This is a genomic window from Sphingomonas insulae (assembly GCF_010450875.1).
GTDB lineage: Bacteria > Pseudomonadota > Alphaproteobacteria > Sphingomonadales > Sphingomonadaceae > Sphingomonas > Sphingomonas insulae.
Genome location: NZ_CP048422.1, coordinates 2,717,555 through 2,736,177, shown reverse-complemented (window position 1 = coordinate 2,736,177; position 18,623 = coordinate 2,717,555). Strand labels below are relative to the sequence as shown.

Here is an 18,623-nt window from a genome sequence, read left to right as displayed (position 1 = left end):
TACAGCTTGGTTCGAGCATGCCGTCCGGAGGCATGACGAGGGGCAAGCGTTGATCCAGCTTTCAGTGATGGCGGCAGTCGTATGCGGCGCGATTATCGCGCTGCTGCTCGGCGGGGCCGGCTATGCGCTGTTCGTCGGCTGGCGCCTGCATGGCGAGGCGGTGGCGGTGCTGGATCGCAGTCGCGAGGCGGAGGCGCTGCGCAGCGTATCGCCGGCGATGGCGATGCTGGTACGCGCCGACGGCCGGGTCGAGATGCCGCCCCGGCTGGTCGACTGGTTCGGGCTGAGCATGGCGCCGCGGTTTCTGCAGGACCTGGCGGCGGCCGATGCGGGGCTGCACCCGGTCGAGGCGCAGGCGCTGGCAAACGACATCAAGGCAGCGCAGCGCGCCGGCCGCGGCTTCGAACGCGCGTTGCACCCGCAAGGATCTGGGCGGGCGATCACGGTGCGCGGCAGCCGGGCGCCCGGCGAATTGGGCGCGACCGGTGCGGTGGTGGTCTGGACGCTGGATGCGACCGATAGCGAATCGGAGATCACGCGCCTGCGCGACGAGGTCGGGCAGCTGTCGATCGCGTTCGATGCGCTGACCGGCCTGATCGAGGCGGCACCGTTGCCGATGTGGTATCGCGGATCGGACCTGCGGCTGGCGATGGTCAACACCGCCTATGTAAGGGCTGTCGAGGGGGTGGATGCCGCCGACGTCGTGACACGGCAGCTGGAACTGGTCGAGGGATCGGGCCGCGGTGGTCCGCGTGCCGGCGCGCAGGCGGCGCGCGCGATGGGCCAGCCGCAGCGCGAGGTGCTGCCCGCGACGATCGAGGGAGAGCGACGCTCGCTGGAGGTGCACGACGTGCCGCTGCCGACCGGCGGCGTGGCGAGCTTCGCGGTCGACATCGAGGATCTGGAACAGTCGCGGGCGGGCGCCAAGCGCTTCGCCGAGGCGCAGCGCGCGATGCTCGATCGGCTGTCGGCCGGCGTCGCGCAGTTCGGGCCGGATCGCGGCCTCGTCTTTTGCAACCAGCCGTTTCGCCGCATGTTCGCGATGCGCGCCGAATGGCTCGCCGATCGCCCCGAGTTCGACCGCGTGCTGGAACGGATGCGCGAGGCCAGCCGCCTGCCCGAGGTGCGCGATTTTCCGAGCTGGAAGGCGGAGCGGCGCGCGTGGTTCGTCCCCGGCGACACGGCGATCGAGGAAAACTGGCACCTGCCCGGCGGCACCCACCTGCGCGTCGTCGCGCAGCCGCTGCCGGACGGCGGCCTGCTGGCGATCTTCGAGGATCGGACCGAGCAGGTCCAGCTGGCGAGCGCGCGCGACACGCTGCTGCGGGTGCGCACCGCGACCTTCGACAATCTGTTCGAGGCGCTGGCGGTGTTCGCCGCCGACGGCAAGTTGCAATTGTGGAACAACCGGCTGCGGTCGGTGTGGGGGTTCGAGGAGGAATTCCTCGCGGCCCATCCCCGCGTCGATGCCTTCGCCGAGGCGGCGGCTTCGAAGCTGGCGACCCCCAATCGCGCCGCGCTGATCCCCGAACTGGTGCGATCGGCGACCGCGGAGCGGCAACAGCGCGGCGGCCGCGTCGCCTTTGCCGACGGGCGGCATTTCGAATTCGCCGCGGTCCCGCTGCCCGACGGCAATGCGTTGCTGACAATGCTCGACATCACCGACAGCCGGCGCGCCGAACAGGCCTTGCGCGACCGTGCCAACGCGCTGGAGGCGGCGGACCGGGTGAAGACGCAGTTCGTCGCCAATATGAGCTACGAACTGCGCACGCCGCTGACCTCGATCAGCGGGTTCGCCGAAATGCTGCACGCGGGCTATGCGGGCGCCTTGAGCACGGATGCCGGCAGCTATGTCGAGGCGATCCTGCAATCGGTCGAGCGGCTGGGCCTGTTGATCGACGACGTCCTCGACCTGACGCAGGGCGGCGACGATGCCGAGATCGAGCGCGCCGACGTCGACCTGGCCGCGGTGGCGCGGACCGCGGCGGAGACGATCATGCCGGCGGCAAAGCGGCGCAAGCTCGATTTCGCGGTCGAACTCGCGCGGTCGACGGGCCGGGTGAGCGGCGATCCCAAGCGGTTGAAGGAAGTGGTCGAGCATCTGTTGCGCCATGCCGTAGCGTCGACGCCGGAGGGCGGGCGCATCCTGTTGCACGCCGATGGCAACGCGACGGGCGCCCGGATCATCGTGTCCGACGATGGCTTCGGGATGGACGCGGAGAGCGTGGCGAGGGCGTTCGACCGGTTTGGCGAACCGGGGATGCAGCCGACCGGCGAACGTGCGCTCGGCCTCGGCCTGCCGCTCGCCAAACAGTTCGTCGAGGCGCATGGCGGGCGGATCGATCTGGTGTCCGAGCCCGGCGAGGGGACATTGGTGACGGTGGAATTGCCGCGTCGGTGACGAGAACGCGTTTGTCCGCTGGCGGAGGCCGGGGTCGGGTTGGGAGAAGGCATGTGACGACGCGCGACGACCGGCCATCGGCGCTGCAACCGTCCGCCGGCCGTCGCCGGGGAACGGGAGCCGGGCTGGTGCGCGCCTGGCCCGACGTTTGCGGGATGGCGTCGAGGGTGCGGGGCATATGATCGCCCCCGTGGTGAACCTGGCCGATGCCGCTGCGACCGAGGCGTTCGGGGCATCGCTGGCGCTGCTGGTGCAGCCGGGCGACGTCATCGCGCTGAGCGGCGACCTCGGCATGGGCAAGACCAGCATCGCGCGGGGACTGCTCGCGGCGTTGGGGCTTGCGGGGGAGGCGCCCAGTCCCAGTTTCGCGATCGTCCAGCCCTATGACCCGCCCGACGTGCGGATGCCGGTGCTGCACGTCGATTTGTATCGGATCGACGACCCTGCCGAGATGGCGGAACTGGGACTGGACGAGGCCATGTCCGATGCGCTGCTGCTGGTCGAATGGCCGGAGCGGGCGCCGGGGTATTGGCCGCACGCGCTGGCGCTCACCCTCTCTCCGGCACCGGACGGCGGACGAATCTTGACAGCGGACGTGCCGACGGGTTGGAGGCGGCGATGGCCGACATGATCCCGCCCGCCGGCGCCCCCGCCTTCCTAGCGCAGCACGGCTGGACGGGTGCGATCACCCCCGTTGCCGGCGATGCCTCGTTCCGCCGCTATTTCCGGGTGACGGGTGAAGGGCGCAGCGCGATCCTGATGGATGCGCCGCCGCCGCACGAAGACCCGCGGCCGTTCATCGCCATCGCGCAATGGCTGCGCGGGCGCGGCTTTGCGGCGCCCGCGATCCATGCCGCGGATCTGGACCAGGGACTGGTGCTGCTGGAGGATTTCGGCGACGCCCGGCTGCGCGAGGCGGCGGATATGGACGAGCCGGCTGCGCTGCCGCTGTACGCCGCGGCGATCGACCTGCTGGTCGACCTGCGCGCACATCCGGCGGAGGGACTGGCGCCGTACGACCGGGCGGTGCTGCATCGCGAGGCGGGGCTGCTGGTCGAATGGTATTGCCCGGCGGTGGGGCTGGACGTCGACATCGAGGGTTATCGCGCCGCCTGGGATGCGGTGTTCGACCATGGGCTGACGGATCGGCCGGTGACAGTGTTGCGCGACTATCACGCCGAGAACCTGATGCTGGTCGGCGCGGAGCAGTCGCTGGGCCTGCTCGATTTCCAGGATGCGCTGGCCGGCCATCCCGCCTACGATCTCGTCTCGCTGTTGCAGGATGCGCGGCGCGACGTCGATCCGAGCGTCGAGGAGGCGATGTTGCGCCGCTATCGCGCGGCGACCGGCGCCGACGACGCATTCATGGCGGCCTATCACGTGCTCGGCGCGCAGCGAAACGCGAAGATCATCGGCATCTTCACCCGGTTGTGGAAGCGCGACGGCAAGCCGCGCTATCCGACGCTGTGCCCGCGGGTATGGGCCTATCTGGAACGCGACCTATCGCAGCCGGTGCTTGGCCCGGTGGCGCGCTGGTTCGATGACAACATACCGCCGGAATTGCGCGGCGACCCCGCGGTGCTGGGCGCATGAGCCGGCAGCGCACGCTGCGCCCCGATCCGGGCGGGCGGGTACCGGAGACGGCGATGGTGATGGCCGCCGGGCTCGGCAAGCGGATGCGGCCGCTGACCGCCACCCGGCCGAAACCGCTGGTCGAAGTCGCCGGCAAGCCGCTGATCGACCATGTCTTCGACCGGCTGGCGAGCGCGGGCGTCACGCGCGCGGTCGTCAACGTCCACTATCTGGCCGATACGCTGGAGGCGCATGTCACCAACCGGTTCGACGGGATCGACGTGGTCATCAGCGACGAACGCCGCCAGCTGATGGAAACCGGCGGCGGGCTGGTCCAGGCGCGCGACCTGCTGGGCGATGCGCCGGTGCTGGTCATCAACAGCGACAATCTGTGGATCGACGGGCCGGTCGACGCGCTTAAGTTGCTCAGTCATCGCTGGGACGATGCGACCATGGACGCGTTGCTGCTGGTGGTGCCCTATGCGCGTGCCAACAATCATCGCGGGCAGGGCGATTTCCGCGTCGCGCCCGATGGCCGCATCATCGGCCGGCGCAAGGAAGGCGCCACCGCGCCGTTCGTCTACACCGGCATCCAGATCATCCATCCGCGGCTGATCCGCGATTGGCCGGAGGGGCCGTTTTCCACCAACCTGTTCTGGAACCGCGCGATCGAGGCGGGGCGCGCCTATGCGCAGGTGCATCAGGGCCTGTGGTTCGACGTCGGCACCCCCGCCGCGATTCCGAAGACGGAGGCGGTGATCGCCAATGGCTGAGGCGCGCAAGCCGCAGCTTTTTACGATACCCTCTCACAAGGCGTTCGCCGACACGCTGGTGGCCGGATTGATGCGGCGGACGGCGGGGGATGCGATGGCGCTGGCCCGTGGGCTGGTGCTGTTGCCCAACAACCGCGCCGCGCGCGCGGTGACCGCAGGATTCGTCCGGGCGAGCGGCGGCGGGTTGCTGCTGCCGCGGCTGGTGACGCTGGGCAGCCCCGACCTTGGCGAGGCGGTCGGCGCCGCGCTCGATCCGGTCGACGATCCGGCCCCGCCGCCGCCCGCCATCGACCCGATGCAGCGCAGGATGATCCTGGCGCGGCTGGTGTTCGAGGAGCGCGCGCGCGCCGGTGCCGCGATCGATACGGCGGAGGCGGTACGGCTGGCGGGGGAATTGTGCCACACGCTGGACCAGTTGCTGGTGGAGGAGGTGCCGCCGGAGGCGCTGCGCGACATCGATCTTGCCCCCGAACTGACCGAACATTGGCAGCGCGCCCTGTCGACGTTTTCGATCGTGCTGGAACGCTGGCCGGTGGAACTGGCCGCGCTGGGGCGGATCGATGCGGCGACGCGGCGGCGCATGCTGCTCGACCGGCTGGAGCGGCGCTGGCGCGCGGTGCCGCCCGCAGGGTTCGTCTGCGCGGCGGGGATCACCGATCCGGCGCCGGCGGTGGCGCGGCTGCTGCGCTGCGTGGCGGAGGCGCCGCAGGGCATGACGGTGTTTGCCGGACTCGACCTTGCGATGCCGCAGGACGAGTGGGATGCGCTCGGCCCGCACAAGCCCGATCCCGAAACCGGCTATGCACGCCGATCGATCGAGACACATCCGCAATTCCACCTGAAGCTGATGCTCGACCGGATGAGCGTCGGGCGGGGCGAGGTGGCGAACTGGCCGGGCACCGCGGGGCCTGATGCCGGTGCCGTGCGCAGCCGCGCGATCGCCAATGCGCTGGCGCCGGCGGCGTTCACCGGCAAGTGGACCGAGCTGAAGGCCGAAGACCGGCGATTGACCGGCGTCGTCGCAGCCGAACTCGCGACCCCGGCGGAAGAGGCGCAGACGATCGCCTTGGCGCTCAGGGGGGCGCTGGAGCAGGAGGGGCAGACCGCGGCGCTGGTGACGCCGGATCGCGCCCTGGCGCGGCGGGTGGCGGTGCACCTGAAGCGCTGGAACATCGATGCCAACGATACCGCGGGCCGGCCGCTGTCGATCCTGCCGCCGGGAACACTGCTGCTCGCGCTGGCGGAGGCGGCGGCACAGCGGTTCGCGCCGATGGCGCTGCTGGCGCTGCTGAAGCATCCGCTGGTGCGCAACGTACCGGGCGACCGGGCGATCCGCGGCGCATGGCTGGACGGGACGCGCGGTGTCGACCGCGGCTTGCGCGGACCCCGGCCGGCCGCCGGGCTGGGCGGCATCACCGCGCATCTGGTGTCGAACAGGCGCGATCGGGCAGCGGCGTGGTTCGCCGAGGCGGCGGGGCTGCTGAAGCCGATCGAGCTCACGTGCGAACGGGGCGCGCAGCCGTTGCCGATGCTATTGGCGGTGCTGCGCGAGACGGCGCAGGCGCTGTGCGGCGATGACCTGTGGTCGGGGCCGGCGGGGCGGGCCGCGGCGGAATTCCTGGATGCGCTGGAGCGGGAAGCGGGGGTCGGACCGCCGCGGATCGCGCCGGACGGCCTCGCCCCGTTGCTGCGGGGTTTGATGGACGAGGTGGCGGTGCGGCCGGGGTCGGGGGTCGGCCATCCCCGCATCGCCATCTATGGCCTGTTGGAAGCGCGGTTGCAGACCGCCGACCTGATGGTGCTGGGCGGGTTGAACGAAGGCGTCTGGCCGGGGCGGCCGGCGCCCGATCCGTGGCTGGCGCCGCGCATCCGCGCGACGCTGGGGCTGCCGGGGCTGGACCGGGCGGTCGGCGTGGCGGCGCACGAATTCGGGCAGGCGCTGGGCGCACCGCGCGCGATCGTGACCCGGGCGCGCCGTGATGCCGCATCGCCGGCGCTCGCATCGCGGCTGTGGCTACGGCTGCAGGCGATGGCGGGCGACCGGTTCGTGCGTGCCCGCGATCTGGAGGGGTGGGCGCAGGCGCTCGACGATCCGGGCGAGCATGCGCCGGCGGCGCGACCGGCGCCGCTGCCATCGCCGGCGCTGCGGCCCAGGGTGATTTCGGTGACCGAGATCGATCGGTTGAAGGCGGACCCCTATGCCTTCTACGCCCGCCGCGTGCTCGGGCTGATGCCGCTGGACCCGGTCGATGCCGATCCCAGCGCAGCGTGGCGGGGTACGGCCGTGCACGACATCCTGGAACAATGGTGGAAGCTGGACGGCTGCGCGCCGGACCGGTTGATGGATCGTGCCCATGCGATGCTGGAGGACGAACGCACCCACCCGATGATGCGCGCGCTGTGGCGGCCGCGCCTGGTCGAGGCGGTCGACTGGATCGCGCGCACCGTGGCCGAACAGGACGCGGCGGGCCGCAAGGTCGCTTCGGCAGAGGGGCAGGGGCGGATCGCGGTCGATGGCGTCACGCTGTCGGGCCGGTACGACCGCGTCGACCGGCTGGCGGACGGCACGCTGGCGATCGTCGACTACAAGACCGGCAAGCCGCCGTCGTCCGCCGCGGTGCGCGCGGGCTACAGCCTGCAACTCGGATTGCTCGGCGCGATCGCCGAACGCGGCGGGTTCGCCGAAGTGGCGGGGCGCGCCGGCGGTTTCGAATATTGGTCGCTGGGCAAGAAGCGCGACCAGTTCGGCTATATCGAGAGTCCGGTCGATGCCGAGGGCAAGCGCGACAAGATCGTCACCGACCAGTTCGTCGGGATCGCGATGGAGCAGTTTCGCGCCGCTGCCGCAGCGTGGCTGACCGGGGACGCGCCGTTCACCGCCAAGCTGGTGCCGGAATATGCGCCCTATGCCGAATACGACCAGTTGATGCGCAGGGACGAATGGTATGGCCGGGACTGAACTCGCCACCCTGCCGCGGCTGAAGGGTGCGCAGGCCGCTGCCAGCGATCCGCAGGCGCACGTCTGGCTGTCGGCATCGGCCGGAACCGGCAAGACGCAGGTGCTGGCGGCGCGGGTGTTCCGCCTGTTGCTGGGCGGGACGCAGCCGGGGGCGATCCTGTGCCTGACGTTCACCAAGGCGGGCGCGGCCGAGATGGCGCAGCGCATCAACAACCGTCTGGCGGCATGGGTGCGGATGCCCGGGCCGCAGCTTGCCGCCGATCTCGAGGCGCTGGGCGAACGGGCGACGCCCGAATTGCAGGCGCGGGCACGGACATTGTTCGCAGGCGTCCTCGATGCACCGGGTGGCGGCCTGCGCATCCAGACCATCCATGGATTCTGCCAGAGCCTGCTCGCCGCATTTCCGGTCGAGGCGGGGCTTACCCCCGGTTTTCGGCCGCTGGAGGCGCGCGAGGAAGCGGTGCTGGCGCGCGAGACGCTGGCCACGCTGTTGGTCGATGCGGAGCGTGACGGCCGCAACCGGCCGATCGACACGATCGGCGCGTTGTCGCTGCGCATGGGCGAGGGCGGGGCGGAGGGCTTTCTGCTCGCGTGCGCCCGGTCGCTGGCGGCGCTGGATGCGCTGCCGAGTGGTATCGGCCCGTGGCTGCGGCGTGCGCTCGACCTGCCGCAGGGCGATATCGGCGAGGCGCTGGCGTCGGGGTGCGATTGTATCGACGAGGGGCTGGTGGAACGGCTGGCCGCGGCCAACAAGGCATGGGCGACGGCGACCGGCATGGGCCATGCCGAGACGCTGGACCGATGGCTCGCCGCGGCACCGGCGGATCGCGCATCGACGCTCGCCGAGCTTGCCGGCGTCGTGCTGACCGGCAAGAACGAACCGCGCAAGGCGTCGAAGAAGCTGGTCGACCTGGAACCGGACTATGCGGAACTGGCGGGTGCGCTCGGCGAGCATTGCCTCGACCTGCTCTCGCTGACCCAGCGTGCGGCCTATGCCGACCTGCTGGCGGATGCGCTGGAGGTCGGGCGAGACTATGCGCGCTCCTATGCCGCGGCGAAGCGGCGATCCGGCGCGGTCGATTTCGACGATCTGATCGGCGTGACCGTGCGGCTGCTGGAGCAGCCCGGCATCGGCGAATGGGTGCGCTACAAGCTGGACCAGGGCACCGAGCACGTCCTGATCGACGAGGCGCAGGATACCAACCTCAACCAATGGCGGATCGTCACCGCGCTGGCGGGCGAATTCTTCGTCGGGCGCGGCGTGCATGCGCCATCGACCCGGACGCTGTTCACCGTCGGCGATTTCAAACAGGCGATCTTCGGATTCCAGGGCACCGATCCGATCAACTTCCGCTGGGCGGAGGGGCATTTCGCGACCCGTGCGGGCGAGGTCGAGGGCAATGACGATTGGCCCGATACCGAGCGGGGCCTGCCGTTCCAGCGGCTGTCGTTGACCCACAGCTTCCGCTCGACCCGGCCGATCCTGGAATTCGTCGATGCGGCGGTCGCCGCGGCGGGCGATCCGGGGCTAGGTGCGATCGGCGAGGTGCAGGATCATGCCAGCGAAGTGCCCGGTCCCGGCACCGTCGAACTGTGGCCACCCGTCGTCGCCGGCGGCAGCGACGAGGACGAGGAAGCGTGGATCGACGACACCGTGCGCGAACAGGCAGTGCGCGTCGCGCGGGCGGTGCGCGAGTGGATCGACGGCGGGCTGATGCTGGAAAGCAAGGGGCGTGCGCTGCGGCCCGAGGACGTCATGATCCTGGTGAAGCGCCGGGGCGACCTTGCGTCGCTGATCGTCGCGCGCCTGTATGCCGAGGGCGTACCGGTCGCCGGTGTCGACCGGTTGCGGCTGAATGCGCCGCTGGCGGTGCAGGACCTGCTCGCGGCGGTGCGGTTCGTGTTGCAGCCGGAGGACGACCTGTCGCTGGCATCGTTGCTGGTGTCGCCGCTGATCGGCTGGACGCAGGACGAATTGATGCTGGCCGGCCCACGCGATCACGGCAGCCTGTGGCGCCATCTGACGCAGACGCAGCCGGACGAACGACTGGCGCCGCTGCGGACGATGCTGCTGCGCGCCGACATCGCGACGCCGTACCAGTTCCTGGAGGAGCTGTTGTCGGGGCCGCTGGACGGGCGGCGCAAGCTGTTGCGGCGGCTGGGGGCGGAGGCGCGCGATCCGATCGAGGAACTGCTCAACGCCGCTTTGTCGTTCGAGACGAGTTCGACGCCGTCGCTGCAACGCTTCCTCGACTGGTTCGACCGCGGCGATGTCGAGATCGTGCGCGATCCGTCCGCGCCGATGGATGCGGTGCGGGTGATGACCGCGCATGGCGCGAAGGGATTGCAGGCGCCGCTGGTTATCCTGGCCGACGCGACCGTCGATCCGACCGCGGCGCCGCGCGCGCTGGTGCGCTGGTCGCCGGAGCCGGCCGCGCAGCCGATCCCGATCTTTCGCCCGCGTTCGGCGGAGCGGGGCGGACCGCTGGACGAGGCGATCGCGGCGATCGAGCGGCGGGAGCTGGAGGAGCATTGGCGGCTGTTCTACGTCGCCGCCACGCGTGCCGAGGAACGGCTGGTGATCGGCGGGGCGCTGGGACCGCGGGCGAAGGGCGAGCCGCCGGTCGCCAGCTGGTACGCCGCCGCCGCGCGGGCGCTCACCGATCTGGGTGTCGAGGGGGAAGGGGTGCGCACCTTTACCGGGCGTGTCGCGCAGCCACCGGTCAAGGCGCGTGCCGCGGCCCGGCCGGCAGTCGATGCCGCCGTCGCGCTACCCGAATGGGCGCGGCGCGATGCCCCCGTCGAATCGCGTCCGTCGCGGCCGCTGGCGCCGTCGCAGCTGGGCGAGGACGAGGTCAGCGATCCGCCCCCGGACCGGCGATGCGCGCTGCGGCGGAGCGCGGGCGGCTGATCCATGCGCTGTTCGAACGTCTGCCTCCGGTGGCGCGGCAGGATCGGGCGGCCAGCGCCGACCGCTGGCTGGCCGCGGCGGGCGGCATCGGCGATGCGGCGGTGCGGGCCGACATCGTCGCGAGCGTGCTCGCGATCCTCGACGATCCGCGGCTGGCCGACGTATTCGCGGCCGACAGCCTGGCCGAGGCACCGATCGCGGCGACGCTGCCCAACGGCATGGTCGTGTCGGGGACGGTCGATCGCCTGCGCATCGCCGACGATCACGTCCGGATCGTGGATTTCAAGACCGGTCGCCGCGCACCGGCGAGCGCGGCGGACATCCCGTCCTATCACCTCGACCAGATGGCGGCCTATGCCGCTGCGCTGGCGACGATCTTTCCGGAACGTCGGATCGAGGCGGCGCTGCTCTACACCGGCGGGCCCACGCTCTATCCGCTCGATCCCGCAACGCTCGACCGGCACAAGCCGCGCTTTCGCGCGCGGGAGCAAAGCTAGGGCGCCGACGGTTGAGCCGGGGTCCGCGCCATCCTAGATGGGCTGCAAAGGAGAATATCATGGCTACCAAGGCAATCACCGACGCCAGCTTCGACACCGACGTGCTCAACGCCGATGGCCCCGTGCTGGTCGATTTCTGGGCGGAATGGTGCGGCCCGTGCAAGATGATCGGCCCCAGCCTGGAAGAGCTGTCCGAGGAACTGGGCGGGCAGGTGACGATCGCCAAGCTGAACATCGATGAAAATCCGGATGCGCCCGGCCGTTACGGCGTACGCGGCATCCCGACGATGATCCTGTTCAAGGGCGGCGCCCCCGCCGCGACCAAGGTCGGTGCCGAGCCCAAGGGCCGGTTGAAGGCCTGGCTGGAGGGCGCGCTCGCCTGATGGCACGCGCGACACGATCGACGGCGCGGAGGTGGCGCTGTCGATCGTGTCCGTGCGGGCAGGAAGACGTCCTTGCCGGAAGGCTGGCAGGATACGGGTAGTTGCCAATCGACGAATTTGGTGAACCCCTCGATCATGAAGGCCGATCCGATCTAATTGCGGCCTGATTCGCTCATACGATATCTGACCGACTGTACAATTGCCCGTCATCGCCCGAATAAAAGGTGTCAGCCAAACGGGTTGTGTCACCGGGCTTTCCACGCCGGCGCCGGCCGATTACTCGCTATCCGCAAGGCCGGTACATGTGAGCGAGGGCGGGAATGACGATCAATTCGGACGAGCGACCCCCTTCAAGTGGAAAGCTGTCCGAGGTGGTGGTCTGGTTATCGATCGGCGGCGTCCTCGGCGCGCTGTGGCGCGAAATCTTCGGAGCTATCTTTTCCGCGTTCAGCTGAGCGGCATGTGACGTTATGCGATCGTCGGTACAAGTACTTTGGCCGCGCGCTCCCATAAATCCGGCGAAGCGGCTGCGATCATGCCACGGCGCTGGTCGCCGACGCGATAGTCTTTACCGTCGGGCCAGCGCACCACGCCGCCCGCCTCGCGCAGGAACAGCGAACCCGGCGCGTGATCCCACGGCAGCGTCTTCTGAAAGAGCGCGATGTCGTTCGTGCCGAGCACGAGCCGCGGATATTGCTCCGCGGCGCAGCGTGGCATCGGCGACAGCGTGAACGCGGTCTCCGCGCGCCGGTACAGCGCGGCCTTTTCCTCATCCGTCATGAAATAGGTCGCGAGCGCCGCCGATGGCCGTTCCGCGCCGCTGGGCCGCGTGAAGACCCGTTCGCTGTCGATCCATGCACCTCCACCCAGCGTCGCATGGCACAGGCGGTCGCGGACAGGATCGAGGATCCACCCTGCCTGCGTCTCGCCATCGTTGACCAGCGCGATCATGATGCCGAACGTCGCGATGCCACTGGCATAATTGTTGGTGCCGTCGATCGGATCGATGATCCAGGCCGCGCCGCGATCGATGCCGTCGACCAGCGCAGCATCGGCGGCCACCGCTTCTTCCCCGATCACGCGGATCGCGGGGTCCAGCGCGGCAAGTCCGGCGGTCAGCGCTGCCTCGCTCTCGCGATCGGCGATCGTCACCATGTCGTCTGCGGCCTTTTCCTCCACCTCGTCGGCGGCGAGATTGCGGAAACGGGGCATGACGATCTGCGCCGCCACGTCGCGCATCAGCGCAACGACGGCGTCATGGTGCCGGTGATACATGCTAGCTCCTGTAATCGGCGTTGATCGAGATATAGCCGTGGGTCAGGTCGCAGCTCCAAACCGTCGCGGTGCCATCGCCCAGGCCGAGGTCGACGCCGATCTCGACCTGCTGCCCCTTCAGATGGGCGGCGACCGGTGCCTCGTCATAGCCCTCGACCGCCAGACCCTCGCTGGCGACCTGCGTGTCGCCGAAGCGGATAGAAAGCCGGTCGCGCTCCGCCGGTTCGCCGGCCTTGCCGACCGCCATGACGACACGGCCCCAATTGGCGTCTTCGCCGGCGATCGCGGTCTTCACCAGCGGGGAATTGGCGATCGACATGGCGATACGATGCGCGCTGCGGTCGCTCTCGGCGCCGGTCACCGCGATCTCGATCAGCTTGGTCGCGCCTTCGCCATCGCGCACCACCAGCAAGGCGAGTTGCGCGCAGAGGTCGGCGAGCGCCGCGGCAAACGCATCGGCACCATCGCTGTCCGGACCGGAGAGCGGTGCATTGCCCGCCGCCCCGGTGGCGAAGGCGAGCACCGTATCGCTGGTCGACGTGTCGCCATCGACGGTGATGCACGAAAAGGTGTTGCGGTTGGCGGCGTTCAGCGCGGCTTGCAGGAAGCCGGGTTCGACCGCAGCGTCGGTGAAGACGAAGCCGAGCATCGTCGCCATGTCGGGCGCGATCATGCCCGATCCCTTGATGATACCGACCAGCGTCACGGTGCGGCCATCGACGATCGCCGTCGTCGTCGCGCCCTTCGGATAGGTATCGGTAGTGCCGATCGTCTCGGCCGCCGCCTGCCAATCGCAGGGGGTGGCGGCATAGGCGGCGTCCAGTCCGGCCTCCGCCTTGTCGATCGGCAGCGGTACGCCGATCACGCCGGTCGAGGCGACGAACACGTCCGACGGCTGGCAGCCGAGGTGCTGCGCCGTCCGTGCTGCGATCGCCTCTACCGCCGTGCGGCCGCGATGGCCGGTGAACGCGTTGGAATTGCCGGCGTTCACTACCAGGGCCCGCGCCGTGCCGAGGGTCAGCGCCTTGCGGCACCATTCGACTTCCGGCGATGGGCAGCGGCTCTGCGTCAGTACGCCGGCCACCGACGTCCCCTCGACGAGCGTCACGAACGTGAGGTCGCAGCGATCCCATGTCTTGTAATGCGCGCGCGCGACATGCGGCACGACCCCGGCAATGGCTGGTAGAGCAGGAAAGGGGGTGGCGAGGGGGGAGATGGACGTGGACATGCCGGTGCCATAGGCTGGTTCCAAGACAGGGCAAAGACGCATGATCGACGAACAGCGGCCGGCACGGCGAACCGTCCTGGGTTCCACCCCGGCCGCCCCGGCGGCTGGGCAATCCCGGCTGACCGGCAACGGTCGCGGCCTGATGCTGGTCGTGCTGGCGACGATCGGTGCTTCGGGCGTCGCCGTCGTCGTGCTCGGCGCGCTGGCGTTCGGCGGGGCCTACACCGGCGTACAGCGTGAGATGGCCCGACGTTTTCTGGCGATGCAGGAGGAGGCGAAGGGCCTCGCAAGGGTGGAGCACACCGAGGCGCGACGGTCGGCAGCCATCAGCCGGGTCGATTCGGACAGCCCCGCCGCCCGGGTGCCGATCGGCGATCCCGCGCGGTGGATCGTGGCCGACGATTACCCGGTATCCGCGCTTCGGGCGAATGTGGAAGGGGTGGTTTCGATCGCCTGGACGGTGGGTTCGGACGGGCTGGTGACCGATTGCGTCGCCACGGCGAGCAGCGGTCACGCTGATCTGGATCGTGCGGCCTGTAACGCGATCGCCCGCCGCGGTCGCTATCCCGCGGTCGAGATTTCCGCCAAGCCCAGGGTATTCGAACGGCGCGTCGTCTGGCAGATTCCCGACTGATCGTGCATTCAGGGCAGCATGGCGCTGTACGCGGAGTGGACGCGCCCGCCTGCCGGCCGTATGGCTGCTTGCGTGAACCTGCTGCTGCTCCTGTCTGCCCTGCTATCCGCCATCACCGGCGGTGCATCGGCGATGCGCACGCCGACGGCCGCACATGCGGCGGCGAGCGCCAGCGTGGCGGTGCGGGCGGCGGTGCGATCGACGCGGATCGCCAGCCGTCCGCAGCAGGACATGATCGGGCTGGCGGCGGCTGCGGCCTTGCCGCTGATCGGTGCCATCCCTCGCGGCGACGCGATCGCGCGCCTGTATGCGAGCCGTCGGCGCGAATAGCGCGGGTTCGACGTTGCACCGGCTGCGGCCGGCCCCATTTCCGTGACCAGAGACGCTGCGCGTCCCCGTGCCTGATCGGGCTGCGCGCGCCATAATCCAGGATACATCTATGTTCGGCGGTATTGCCAAGTCCCTGTTCGGTTCGTCCAACGACCGCTACGTCAAGTCCCTCAACCCGATCGTCCAGAAGATCGCGGCCTTCGAACCGACGCTGCAGGCGCTGTCCGACGAGCAGCTTGCCGCACAGACCACGAAATTCCGCGAACAGCTGGCGCGTGGCGCCAAGCTTGACGATTTGTTGCCGGAGGCGTTCGCGACTGTGCGCGAGGCGGCGGTGCGGGTGCTCGGCATGCGCCATTTCGACGTGCAGATGATCGGCGGCATCGTCCTTCACCGCGGCGAGATCGCTGAAATGCGGACGGGCGAGGGCAAGACGCTGGTCGCGACGCTCGCCACGTACCTGAACGCGCTGCCCGGCGACGGCGTGCACGTCATCACCGTCAACGACTATCTCGCCGCGCGCGATGCGGAGTGGATGGGGCAGGTCTATCGTTTCCTCGGCCTGAACGTCGGCACGATCATCCCGAACCTGACCGACGACCAGCGCCGCGCCGCGTACAACAGCGACATCACCTACGGCACGAACAACGAGTTCGGCTTCGATTATCTGCGCGACAACATGAAGTACGAGCGTAGTTCGATGACCCAGCGCGCCTTTGCCATGGCCATCGTCGACGAGGTCGATTCGGTGCTGATCGACGAGGCGCGCACGCCGCTCATCATTTCCGGCCCGACCGACGACAAGTCGGAACTGTACATGAGCGTCGATGCGATCGTGAAGCAATTGCTGCCCGATGATTACGAGAAGGACGAGAAGCAGAAGTCGATCATCCTGACCGAATCCGGCACCGAGCGGATCGAACGGATGCTGGAGGTGGCCGGGCTGCTGGAGGGTGCCAACCTCTACGATTTCGAGAACACGCAGGTCGTCCACCACGTCAACCAGTCGCTGCGCGCGAACATGATGTTCAAGGCGGACACCGATTACATCGTCAAGGACGGCAAGGTCGTCATCATCGACGAATTCACCGGCCGCATGATGGACGGCCGCCGCTGGTCCGATGGCCTGCACCAGGCGGTCGAGGCGAAGGAGGGCGTGAATATCGAGCCCGAGAACCAGACGATGGCATCGATCACGTTCCAGAATTATTTCCGCATGTACCCCAAGCTGTCGGGCATGACCGGCACCGCGGCGACCGAAGCAGCGGAATTCTACGACATCTACAAGATGAACGTCGTCACCATTCCGACCAACGTCGGCGTCAAGCGCGTCGACGAGGAAGACGAATTCTACAAGGATACCAACGACAAGTTCCGCGCGATCGCCAAGAAGATCCGCGAACACGCTGCCCAGGGCCAGCCCGTGCTGGTCGGCACGGTGTCGATCGAGAAGTCCGAACTGCTCAGCGAATTCCTGACGCAGGAAGGCGTCGAGCATAAGGTCCTGAACGCGCGCTACCACGAGATGGAGGCGCACATCGTCGCGCAGGCGGGCCGCAAGTCGGCGGTGACGATCGCGACCAACATGGCGGGCCGCGGCACCGACATCAAACTGGGCGGCAACCTGGAGTTCCGCATGCTCGACGAGCATCCCGAATTTGACGAGGGCACGCCCGACTATGAAGCGATCGCCGCGCGTATTCGCGATGAGATCGAGATCGAAAAGCAGGAGGTGCTCGCCGCGGGCGGGCTGTTCGTGCTCGGCACCGAGCGGCATGAATCGCGCCGGATCGACAACCAGCTGCGCGGTCGTTCGGGCCGTCAGGGCGATCCCGGCCTGTCGCGCTTCTACCTCAGCCTGGATGACGACCTGTTGCGCATCTTCGGCCCTGACACGCTGTTCGCCAAGATGATGCGCAACAACATCGAGGATGGCGAGGCGATCGGCAGCAAGTGGCTGTCGAAGGCGATCGAGACGGCACAGAAAAAGGTCGAGGCGCGCAACTACGACGTGCGCAAGCAGGTCGTCGAATATGACGACGTCATGAACGACCAGCGCAAGGTGATCTACGAACAGCGCGCCGACATCATGGATGCCGATGCTGTGGGCGATGTCGTCACCGACATGCGCGCCGAGACGGTGAACGTCATCGTCGGTGGCGCCTGTCCGCCGAATTCCTATCCCGAACAATGGGACATCGCGGGCATGAAGACCGGCCTTGCCGAGGTGCTCAACCTCGACGTGCCGGTGGACGAATGGCTGAAGGAGGACGCGATCGATCCGGAGATCGTCGAGGAGCGTGTCCGCGAGGCGGCTGACGCGGCGATCGCGGCCAAGGCGACGGAACTGGAGCCGGAAACCTGGACGCAGGTCGAAAAGTCGATCTTGCTCCAGAACCTGGATCACCACTGGAAGGAGCATCTGGCGACGCTGGATGCGCTGCGTCAGGTCGTCCACCTGCGCGCCTACGCGCAGAAGACGCCGATCAACGAGTATAAGCAGGAGGCGTTCTCGCTGTTCCAGCGCATGCTCGATGCGATCCGCGAGGATGTGACCAAGACGATCGCGCATGCGCAATTCCAGCTGCAGGCGCCGCCGGAACTCCCGGAATTGCCAGACTTTATCACCACGCACTTCGATCCGTTCACGGGCGAGGACAATTCGAACGACATCGACGCCGGCACGATGGGCCGGATCACAACGCAGATCCCGCCGATGCAGATGATGCAGCCCGAGGCTCCGATGGGCGAGAATCCGGAGCATTGGGAAGGGCGGGTCAACCGTAACGCGCCATGTCCCTGCGGATCGGGCCGCAAATACAAGCATTGCCATGGCGCGGTAAGCGCCTGATCCTTTTCGGTCAGCGTTGCGAGAGTAACGGTGCCCTCCGGCACCTGCTTTCGCAGCGCCGGGTTGCCGCCGGTGGCCGGACACCGGACGCATAAGCAAAAGGGCCGGATCACCCGCTGGTGACCCGGCCCTTTTTCGTTGCCCGAACGCGTTGCGATTACTTCGGAAGCACCACGCTCGGCCCGATGCTGTCGACGACCGCGCGGGCGTTGAAGGCGCGCAGGTTGTCGCGCGGGATCGGCCCCTTGCGCATCACGATCTCGGCCGTCGCTTCGTAACGGTCGATGGTGCGGATATCGAAATCGTTGCCCCAGGGACCGAAGCCGCCGCCCCACGGGTCCCAACTGCGCCAGCCGAACCCGCGGCCGTAATAGCGCCACGACGGACCCCAATATCCGCCGAACCCGCCATAGCCGAACCCGCCGCCCAGGCCGGGCGTGCTATAGGTGCGCGATTGCAGGTCGGTATCGCGCTGCGCCATGACGAAATAATCATAGCCGCTCTGCAACGTCAGCTCTGCCGCGCGGAACAGCAGGTAGCGTTCCACGGTGTCGCGCGATGTCACGCTGTTGCCGGCGAAACTGACCAGGAAGCGGTTCGGTTCGACCTGACGGTCGCTGTAGCCGGTGCGGTTGAAGCCCTGCCCGGTGGCGGGGCGGTAGGTGGTTTCGGTCGCGCAGCCCGCGACCATCAGGGTGGAGGCGGCGAGCGCCGCGACCACAGCCTTGCGGCCTAGATGCATCATGACTCCAATTCTCCATGCGCTCGCGGATGCGGCGAACAATGCCGCTTTTAGTCGATACCAGTGG

13 protein-coding genes and 1 pseudogene are annotated in these 18,623 nt (G+C 68.7%); 11 read left to right on the top strand and 3 right to left on the bottom strand.

Annotated features, from left to right (window positions below):
* The first annotated feature begins 49 nt into the window (after window positions 1–49).
* The 8 genes and pseudogenes from GTH33_RS14640 (at window position 50) to GTH33_RS18325 (ending at window position 11,951) form a co-directional block, all read left to right on the top strand.
* The gene (locus GTH33_RS14640; protein WP_163959024.1) at window positions 50–2,401 is read left to right on the top strand and encodes a sensor histidine kinase; all 2,352 of its coding nucleotides are present in this window, start codon (window positions 50–52) and stop codon (window positions 2,399–2,401) included.
* A 178-nt stretch (window positions 2,402–2,579) separates the two neighbouring features.
* Window positions 2,580–3,032, top strand: a complete 453-nt coding sequence (gene tsaE, locus GTH33_RS14635; protein WP_163959023.1) for a tRNA (adenosine(37)-N6)-threonylcarbamoyltransferase complex ATPase subunit type 1 TsaE — start codon at window positions 2,580–2,582, stop codon at window positions 3,030–3,032.
* On the top strand, window positions 3,029–3,994 hold the full coding sequence (locus tag GTH33_RS14630; RefSeq protein ID WP_166753115.1) for an aminoglycoside phosphotransferase family protein: 966 nt from the start codon (window positions 3,029–3,031) through the stop codon (window positions 3,992–3,994). The genes tsaE and GTH33_RS14630 overlap by 4 nt, the downstream gene beginning before the upstream one ends.
* Window positions 3,991–4,746: a nucleotidyltransferase family protein gene (locus tag GTH33_RS14625; RefSeq protein WP_163959021.1), complete on the top strand. Its 756-nt coding sequence runs from the start codon at window positions 3,991–3,993 to the stop codon at window positions 4,744–4,746. Before GTH33_RS14630 ends, GTH33_RS14625 begins: the two co-directional genes overlap by 4 nt.
* Window positions 4,739–7,705: a double-strand break repair protein AddB gene (gene addB / locus GTH33_RS14620; protein ID WP_163959020.1), complete on the top strand. Its 2,967-nt coding sequence runs from the start codon at window positions 4,739–4,741 to the stop codon at window positions 7,703–7,705. The genes GTH33_RS14625 and addB overlap by 8 nt, the downstream gene beginning before the upstream one ends.
* Window positions 7,692–11,113 (top strand): annotated as a pseudogene (gene addA, locus GTH33_RS14615) (double-strand break repair helicase AddA). The gene addB and the pseudogene addA overlap by 14 nt, the downstream one beginning before the upstream one ends.
* Window positions 11,114–11,172: 59 nt before the next feature.
* Entirely contained in the window at window positions 11,173–11,496 is a 324-nt protein-coding gene (gene trxA / locus GTH33_RS14610) for a thioredoxin TrxA (protein ID WP_163959019.1), read from the top strand.
* A gap of 320 nt (window positions 11,497–11,816) precedes the next feature.
* The gene (locus tag GTH33_RS18325; protein ID WP_276508869.1) at window positions 11,817–11,951 is read left to right on the top strand and encodes a hypothetical protein; all 135 of its coding nucleotides are present in this window, start codon (window positions 11,817–11,819) and stop codon (window positions 11,949–11,951) included.
* A 13-nt stretch (window positions 11,952–11,964) separates the two neighbouring features.
* Here GTH33_RS18325 and GTH33_RS14605 read toward each other — a convergent pair whose 3' ends face one another.
* Window positions 11,965–12,771 carry an inositol monophosphatase family protein gene (locus GTH33_RS14605; RefSeq protein WP_163959018.1) on the bottom strand — a complete coding sequence of 269 codons (807 nt, stop codon included), beginning with the start codon at window positions 12,769–12,771 and terminating at the stop codon, window positions 11,965–11,967.
* 1 nt (window position 12,772) lies between these two features.
* The gene (argJ, locus tag GTH33_RS14600; RefSeq protein ID WP_163959017.1) at window positions 12,773–13,999 is read right to left on the bottom strand and encodes a bifunctional glutamate N-acetyltransferase/amino-acid acetyltransferase ArgJ; all 1,227 of its coding nucleotides are present in this window, start codon (window positions 13,997–13,999) and stop codon (window positions 12,773–12,775) included.
* A 40-nt stretch (window positions 14,000–14,039) separates the two neighbouring features.
* On the opposite strand from argJ, the gene GTH33_RS14595 reads away from it, so the two are divergent.
* The 3 genes from GTH33_RS14595 (at window position 14,040) to secA (ending at window position 17,814) form a co-directional block, all read left to right on the top strand.
* Window positions 14,040–14,633 (top strand): energy transducer TonB, encoded by a 594-nt coding sequence (locus tag GTH33_RS14595; protein WP_163959016.1) that lies wholly within the window; start codon window positions 14,040–14,042, stop codon window positions 14,631–14,633.
* A gap of 72 nt (window positions 14,634–14,705) precedes the next feature.
* The gene (locus GTH33_RS14590; RefSeq protein ID WP_163959015.1) at window positions 14,706–14,963 is read left to right on the top strand and encodes a hypothetical protein; all 258 of its coding nucleotides are present in this window, start codon (window positions 14,706–14,708) and stop codon (window positions 14,961–14,963) included.
* 109 nt (window positions 14,964–15,072) lie between these two features.
* Window positions 15,073–17,814: a preprotein translocase subunit SecA gene (gene secA / locus GTH33_RS14585; protein ID WP_163959014.1), complete on the top strand. Its 2,742-nt coding sequence runs from the start codon at window positions 15,073–15,075 to the stop codon at window positions 17,812–17,814.
* A gap of 157 nt (window positions 17,815–17,971) precedes the next feature.
* Here secA and GTH33_RS14580 read toward each other — a convergent pair whose 3' ends face one another.
* Window positions 17,972–18,559: a CC0125/CC1285 family lipoprotein gene (locus GTH33_RS14580; RefSeq protein WP_163959013.1), complete on the bottom strand. Its 588-nt coding sequence runs from the start codon at window positions 18,557–18,559 to the stop codon at window positions 17,972–17,974.
* Window positions 18,560–18,623: the final 64 nt, after the last annotated feature.